We start from the raw sequence: 8,375 nt of genomic DNA, 5'->3' as shown, positions 1-8,375 counted from the left end.
GCTTTGATTGCTGATATTTTGCTTCTACCCAAACTGTTTGTTTTGATAAAACCATTTAAGAAGTAAGCTAAAGAGTCTTTTTTGATATAATCCTATCAAGAATTAAACAGAGGGTCAAAAGATGGGCGAAGAGCAGAAAAAACAGTTAGAACAACAACTATGGAATATCGCAAATACCTTGCGTGGCAAGATGGATGCAGATGAGTTTCGAGACTATATTTTGGGGTTCATTTTCTACAAATATCTCTCTGAAAAGATGCAAAACCATGCTGACCATATCTTGCAAGAGGATGAGCTAATTTATGATAATATAGATGAGCAGAGCACTGAGGGGCAGGAGTATCTCGAAGCGATAAAAGAGGACTCTCTAGAACAGCTTGGATATTTTTTGAAACCATCTGAACTCTTTTCGGCTGTGGCAGAACGAGGTAATGGTGATACCGACAACTTCATACTCGAAGACCTTACACAGATACTGGGCAGTATAGAGCAAAGCACAATGGGGCAGGAGAGTGAGGATGATTTTGAACATCTTTTTGAAGACCTTGATTTGACCAGTACCAAACTTGGACGAAGTGAAGAGGCAAAAAACACGCTTATTGCCAAGGTGCTTTCTCATCTAAACAAAATAGATTTTGAGCTTAAAAATCATGACCGTGATGTTTTGGGTGATGCGTATGAGTACCTCATAGGGCAGTTTGCATCGGGTGCTGGTAAAAAGGCAGGTGAGTTCTATACTCCTCAAGAGGTTTCTAAGATTTTAGCTAAAATTGTTACGACTAAAAAGGGTAAACTAAAGTCGGTTTATGACCCAACTTGTGGTTCGGGTTCGCTACTTTTAAGAGTAGCCAGAGAGGTGGAAGATGTCAGTAACTTCTACGGTCAAGAGCTAAATCGTACCACCTACAACCTTGCACGAATGAATATGATAATGCACGATGTTCACTACCGAAAGTTTGACATTAGACAAGAGGATACGCTAGAGCATCCACAACATCTTGACCAACATTTTGAAGCGATTGTCGCCAATCCTCCTTTTTCGACTCACTGGTCGGCGAACCCTCTGCACTTGGGAGATGATAGGTTTTCTCAATACGGAAAACTTGCCCCAAAAACCAAAGCAGATTTTGCATTTATTCAACACATGATTCACCATCTCGATGACAACGGTACGATGGCTGTAGTTATGCCTCACGGTGTGCTATTTCGTGGGGCTAGTGAGGGACATATACGGCGTTACCTTATAGAAGAGCGAAACTACTTGGACGCTGTGATTGGGCTTCCTGCGAATATCTTTTATGGTACGAGCATTCCTACTTCTATCTTGGTTTTCAAAAAATGCCGTGAAGATAGTGACTGTGTGATGTTTATAGATGCCTCTGCCCATTTTGAGAAGGTGAAAAATCAGAACCTTTTGCGTGATGAAGATATAGAGAAGATTGTGACCACTTTTAGAGAGCGAAAGGCAGAAGATAAATACTCTCATCGTGCGACCCTTAAAGAGATAGCCGAGAATGATTATAATCTCAATATTCCTCGTTATGTGGATACTTTTGAAGAGGAAGAGGCTGTTGATTTGGCTGAGGTTTCCAAAGCTTTAAAAGATTTGGAAGTAGAGATGAAAGAGAGCGATAAAGTCATAGTTGGGTTTTGTGATGAGTTGGGGATTAAAGCTCCATTTTGATGAAGTTATTTCTTGGAATCAATGGCTTTAGCCTCGTCTATATTTTTACGCGACTAAAGTCTGCGTTTCCTGTAAAAGTATTACAATTTGACATATTTTTTAACATTTTTTCATATTTATGTTATACTTGTGAAAAAAGGGTGAATCGTGAGTGATATTGTAATTTATGAAAATGGAGAGGTTGCCCTAAATGCAACGGTTGAGAATGAGACTATTTGGTTGAGTCAAAAACAGATGGAGTTGCTTTTTAATAGAGATAGAAGTGTTATATCTAAGCATATTAAAAATATTTTCAAAGAAGAAGAATTGGAAGAAAAAGTGGTATGTGCAAATTTTGCACATACCACTCAACATGGTGCGATAGAGGGAAAAACTCAAACTAAAGATATTCAATGTTATACCCTTGATGTCATTATCTCTGTAGGATATAGAGTCAAATCAAAAGAGGGTACAAAGTTTCGTATATGGGCAAATAGCGTATTAAAAGAGTACCTCATAAAAGGCTATGCCCTCAACAAAGAGCGACTTCAACAGAGAAAACTAGATGAGTTAAACGCTACCATAGCACTCATAAAAAGCAATATTGAAAACCATGAACTAACTCTCGCCGAGTCCAAAGGTTTTGTGGAGATTGTGAGTAACTATGCACGAAGTTGGGCGTTGTTGCAGGGGTATGATGAGCAGAGTCTAGCAGAGGTGACACAAAACAGTGAAGAGAAGTTTATCTTGGGTTATGATGAAGCCAAAGAGGCGATAGAGCTTTTCAAAAAAACGCTAATGAACAAAGGTGAAGCGACGGTACTTTTTGGACAAGAGAAAGCAGGTGAGTTCAAGGGGAACTTGCTCAATATCTACCAAACTTTTGGAGGGATTGACCTCTTGCCCTCGTTGGAGCAAAAAGCTTCAAATCTGCTCTACTATGTGATAAAAGGTCACCCTTTTAATGATGGTAACAAACGGATTGGGGCGTATCTGTTTATATTGTTTTTGGCGAAAAACAGGGCGTTGTACAAAGCAAATGGTGAGTTGAAGATAAACGATAATGCGTTGGCTTCTTTGGCTCTTTTGGTGGCGACTAGTATGCCTGAACAGAAAGATATAATTATACGGTTGATTCTGAATATGATTTATGATGGTGAATAGAGAGGTTTGAATATGGCGAGGCTAAAGCCATCGGTTCCTTATGTGCAATCTGCATTTTCGGAATCGGCGTGTTTACACCCGAACTATTTGATTCAAAAAAAGCTTAAAATGAAACAATTAAAGGTGTTAATTGACTCGAAACATGATACAATTAGACCACTTAATTGGTTCAAAAGGGTTAAAATGGAGCAAAATATCAAAAAATGGGTATGGCAACATGAGAACTATCCCCATTTTTCTTATGATAAAAGTCAGTTAAAAGAGTTATTGGTTTCTCTTGAGTATAGGCGTGGTCTGCTTGATGGGGTAGCAAAGTTTTTCAGTGAGCGAGATAGGGTGAGTGTTGAGGTTGATATATTGACCGAAGAGGCGTTACATACTTCGGCGATAGAGGGGGAGTATCTTCGTCGACAGAGTGTGCAGAACTCATTAAAAAAAAGACTAGATAGAGAGTTTTTAGCCCTAGAGGACAGCTCAACCCATCAGAGTGATGCGTTGGTGGCTGTGTTGTTGGATTGCAGTTTGAACCGTAAGCCTCTGGAGGTGGAGCGACTTCATGCGTGGCATAATGCTCTGTTTGAGGGAAAACGCTTTGATGTATTGACCAAGATTGATGTGGCTTCGTTTAGAACACATGATGAGATGGAGGTGGTCTCTGGAGCAATGGGTCAGGAAAAGGTACACTATTTGGCTCTTCCTCAAAAATGGATTCGGCAGGATATTTTGGAGCTTTTGGAGTGGAGTAATGGTGCTGATGAAAACATCTATATCAAGAGTGCTTTGGCTCATTTGTGGTTTGTGATTATCCACCCTTATGATGATGGTAATGGACGGATTGCACGAGCCATTACTGATTATCTGCTCTCTAGCCAAAGTGACGAAAATGCGTTTAAACTCTACTCCTTTTCGATGGCAGTAAACAGTGATAGAAAAGGGTATTATGCTATTTTAGACCGAACGACCAATCTTTTTAAGAATCGTGATTATGATTTTACCCCTTGGTTATTGTGGCACTTGGAGACCTTGAGCCATGCAATGGAGATGGCACTAGAGAGAATAGATGATGTGATTGCCAAGACAAAATTTTGGGATAGATGCAGAGACAAGAGCCTGAATTCTAGACAGCTAAAGGTGTTGGGTAAAGTTTTGGACAAGAGTGATTTTGAGGGTGGTATCAATACCAAAAAATATATGTCAATGACCAAAACAAGCCGAGCAACAGCCGTGCGAGATATAAATGAGTTGTTGGAGTATGGGTGTATCGTTCAGATAGAGGGAAGTTTAGGGCGTAATGTCTGTTATGAGGTGAAAGTATGATGCGTGAGATGAAAATATTTAAATACTGTAGGTTCGATTTTATCGAACAAAAATATCAAATAGGTATAAAAATGTTCGATAAAATCGAACCTACGGAGGCTCGTTATGCTTAATGTACCAACATTGAGATTTGGGGAGTTTGATGGGGAGTGGGTTGAGGAGAGGTTAGGGGATATTGCTACTTTTTCAAAAGGAAAAAGTATTTCAAAATCTGATATTACAAAAGATGGTCATTTGGAGTGTATTCGTTATGGTGAGCTTTATACAGTATATGGAGAATTAATTCAAAATATAAAATCAAAAACAAATTTAGATAAAAGTAATTTGATATTGAGTCAATATAATGATGTCATCATTCCTGCATCTGGTGAAACACAAATTGATATTGCAACTGCTTCATGTGTTTTAAAAGATGATGTAGCTTTGAGTGGTGATTTAAATATTATTAAAACAGATAAAAATGGACTCTTTTTAGATTATTATTTAAATAGTAACAAAAAAATAGATATTGCAAGATTATCACAAGGAATTTCTGTTGTACATCTCTATTCATCTCAATTAAAAACCTTAAAGTTAAACCTACCCTATAAAGAAGAACAACAAAAAATAGCCACTTTCCTAACAGCAGTAGACCAAAAAATAGAACAACTAACAAAAAAAGAGAAGCTTTTGGTTGCTTATAAAAAAGGGGTGATGCAGAAGATTTTTTCTCAGGAGATACGGTTTAGGGGTGATGATGGTGAGGTTTTTGGGGATTGGGTTGAGAGGAAGTTGGGGGAGGTTGCTATTTTTTTCAAAGGAAAAGGAATATCTAAATCTGATATTGTTGAAAATGGGAAAATAGAGTGTATTCGTTATGGAGAGCTTTATACTATTTACAATGAGGTGATTTCAGAAATAAAATCAAAAACTAATTTAGATAGAAATAATTTAGTTTTTAGTAAATTTAATGATGTTATTATTCCTGCTTCTGGTGAAACTCAAATTGATATTGCAACAGCTTCATGTGTATTAAAAGATGATGTTGCATTAAGTGGAGATTTAAATATTATAAGAAGTAATGAAAATGGTATTTTTTTGGCTTATTATTTGAATAGTAAAATGAAACTTGATATTGCAAGATTATCACAAGGTATTTCTGTTGTGCATTTATATTCATCACAATTAAAATCTTTAAAATTAAATTTACCACAAAAAGCAGAACAAACAAAAATAGCAAACTTCCTATCTTCCATAGACAAAAAAATTGAGCAGGTAAACAAGCAGATAGAAGAGAGTAAAAGCTTTAAGAAGGGGTTGTTGCAACAGATGTTTGTGTAACCGTAGGTCGGGTTGCCCTCATCCCGACATAAACACGCATAAATAAAAAACCCAATAAAACAAATAATATTGGTATATAAATAACCATTGAACGATAGAATATTTTTATATGTAAATCATTGTCGGGATGAGGGCAACCCGACCTACGCCGTTTCCAATATATTGATTTGCTGGTTTGATTTTGACGATTATGTTATAATATTCAAAACAACATTCAGGGGAAAAAATGGGAACTCAAAGCGAAGCGACACTAGAAACAAATCTCATAGAGCAACTAGCAAAACTAGAATACCAAAAAGTCACCATAAAAGATGACAAAGCCCTAGAAGCCAATCTCAAAACCCAACTGGAAATCCACAACAACACTACCTTAAGTGACCAAGAGTTCAAACGCGTATTGAATTATCTGAACAAAGGCTCTGTATTTGAAAAAGCAAAGCTGTTACGAGATAAGTTTTCACTCAGTTGTGATGATGGCACGACCAAATATATCGAGTTTTTAAACTCTGAACACTGGTGTCAAAATGAGTTTCAAGTGACAAGTCAAGTAACAGTAGAGGGTGTTTACAAAAACCGATATGATGTGACGCTTCTTATAAACGGATTGCCTTTGGTTCAGATAGAACTCAAACGGCGTGGCTTGGAACTCAAAGAGGCGTTTAATCAGATTAACCGTTATCAACGGCACTCTTATGGGTCGAACTCGGCACTTTTTAACTACATACAGCTTTTTGTGATTAGTAATGGGGTTAATACCAAGTACTACTCGAACAACAAGGTGCAAACTTTTAAACAGACTTTTTACTGGGCAGATGAGCAGAACAACAATATCACTAATCTTGAATCCTTTACCGATGTTTTTTTGGAGCGATGTCATGTGGCGAAGATGATATGTAAATATATTGTTTTAGCAGAAGTACCCAAAATTCTCATGGTGCTACGACCCTATCAGTTTCATGCTGTGGAAGCGATAATAGAGAGGGTGAACAACAGCGACAAAAACGGTTATATCTGGCACACCACAGGTTCAGGGAAGACGCTCACTTCTTTTAAGGCTTCACAGATATTGATGAAGTTGCCAAAGGTACACAAGGTGGTGTTTGTGGTGGATAGAAAAGACTTGGACTATCAGACCACCAAAGAGTTTAACAGCTTTTCTGATGGCTCGGTCGATGGTACGGACAATACCAAAGCTTTGGTGCGACAGTTTGGAGATGATACCAAGCTCATTGTGACCACCATACAGAAGCTCAACACTGCTATAAGTAAAACACGATATTTGGCAGAGATGGAAGAGGTGAGGGATGAGCATATTGTCTTTATATTTGATGAGTGTCACCGTAGTCAGTTTGGTGAGACGCATTTAGCTATCAGCAATTTTTTTACTAACAATCAGATGATAGGGTTTACAGGTACGCCTATTTTTGAAGAGAATGCTGTGGGGAATAAGCTTGGGAAACGCACCACAAGACAGCTCTTTGATGATGTGTTGCACAAGTATGTGATAACCGATGCGATAGGTGATGATAATGTATTGAAATTTTCGGTGGAGTATGTGGGGCGATACCGTGAGAAAGAGGGGTCGGCAACCAATATTGACATAGATGTTGAGGCGATAGATACCAAAGCGTTGCTAGAGAGTGAGGTGAGGGTGGAGAAGATAGTGGATTATATTATCGCTAACCATTCACGCAAAACGCATAGCAGAGAGTTTACAGCGATGATGTGTGTGAGTTCGGTTCAGATGCTTATTAAGTACTATGAGATGTTTAAAGCCAAAGAACATAAGCTTAAAATTGCGACTATCTTTTCTTATACGGCGAATGAAGAGGACAAAGATGCTGATGGCATTATAGAGCTGGATTTTTCGGAATCGGAGACTTCAGTCCCGAACAAAGCGAGGCTAAAGCCGTCGATTCCGAGCGAAGAAGAGCTTTTATCTCCAAAAAATATGCATAGCCGTGAGAAGCTCGATGAGTTTATAGGTGATTATAATACGATGTTTGGCACGAAGTACAGCACCAAAGATTCACAGAGTTTTTACAACTACTACAATGAGCTTTCTAAGAGGGTGAAGAACCGAGAGATAGATATTTTGTTGGTGGTCAATATGTTCTTGACAGGGTTTGATGCGAAGTCGCTCAATACACTTTATGTGGATAAAAATTTGAAATATCACGGACTTATCCAAGCCTTTTCACGAACCAATCGGATACTAAATGAGCAGAAATCGCAAGGGAATATCGTCTGTTTTAGAAATTTGAAACCCAATACCGATGATGCTATTGCTCTCTTTTCTAACAAAGATGCCAAAGATATTATTTTGATGAAGCCTTATGAGGAGTATCTGGGTGAGTTTGATGAGGCGTATAGAGAGAAGCTTTTGGTTATTACTCCTACGGTTGATTCGGTAGATGAGCTTGATGATGAGGAGAGCCAGTTTGTGTTTGTTCAGGCTTTTAGAGCATTGATGAGACTCAAAAATATCTTGGCAGGGTTTTCTGACTTTGGTTTTGATGATTTGGAGATGTCGGCACAGGAGTTTGAGGATTATAAATCTAAGTACCTCGACCTCTATGATAGCATCAAGAGTAACAGAGAGAGTGAAAAGGTTTCGATACTAGAAGATGTGGATTTTGAACTTGAACTGATACAGGTCGATGAGATAAATGTGAGTTATATTTTGATGCTGTTGGGCAGACTCAAAGATGCTAAAGAGGAGGATAAAAAAGCTCAAAAAGAGCATATCTCAAATATTATTAATGGTGATGCCTCTTTGCGTTCTAAACGAGAGTTGATAGAGAAATTTATCAATGAAAATCTGATGAGTATTGAAGATAGTGAGAGCATTGCTGATGAGTTTGAGAAGTTTTGGGAGGTGGAGCGTGAGAGGGGTTTTGATGAACTTTGT

General features: G+C 38.1%; 5 protein-coding genes. All 5 read left to right on the top strand.

The window, feature by feature from the left end:
• Positions 1-121 precede the first annotated feature (121 nt).
• The gene (locus GSY74_RS03015) at positions 122-1,684 is read left to right on the top strand and encodes a type I restriction-modification system subunit M (RefSeq protein WP_164663634.1); all 1,563 of its coding nucleotides are present in this window, start codon (positions 122-124) and stop codon (positions 1,682-1,684) included.
• A gap of 147 nt (positions 1,685-1,831) precedes the next feature.
• Positions 1,832-2,827, top strand: coding sequence for a virulence protein RhuM/Fic/DOC family protein (gene rhuM / locus GSY74_RS03010; RefSeq protein ID WP_164663633.1), 996 nt, complete (start codon positions 1,832-1,834; stop codon positions 2,825-2,827).
• Between the two features lie 108 nt (positions 2,828-2,935).
• Positions 2,936-4,144: a Fic family protein gene (locus GSY74_RS03005; protein ID WP_164663632.1), complete on the top strand. Its 1,209-nt coding sequence runs from the start codon at positions 2,936-2,938 to the stop codon at positions 4,142-4,144.
• 105 nt (positions 4,145-4,249) lie between these two features.
• Positions 4,250-5,464 (top strand): restriction endonuclease subunit S, encoded by a 1,215-nt coding sequence (locus GSY74_RS03000; RefSeq protein ID WP_164663631.1) that lies wholly within the window; start codon positions 4,250-4,252, stop codon positions 5,462-5,464.
• A 226-nt stretch (positions 5,465-5,690) separates the two neighbouring features.
• On the top strand, positions 5,691-8,375 hold a 2,685-nt coding region (locus tag GSY74_RS02995; RefSeq protein ID WP_164663630.1), incomplete at its 3' end, for a type I restriction endonuclease subunit R.

This window comes from Sulfurovum sp. bin170 (genome assembly GCF_010892395.1).
Lineage (GTDB): Bacteria > Campylobacterota > Campylobacteria > Campylobacterales > Sulfurovaceae > UBA1140.
Note: the sequence above shows the minus strand (reverse complement) of the source record. Positions and strands in the feature narration are given on the sequence as shown.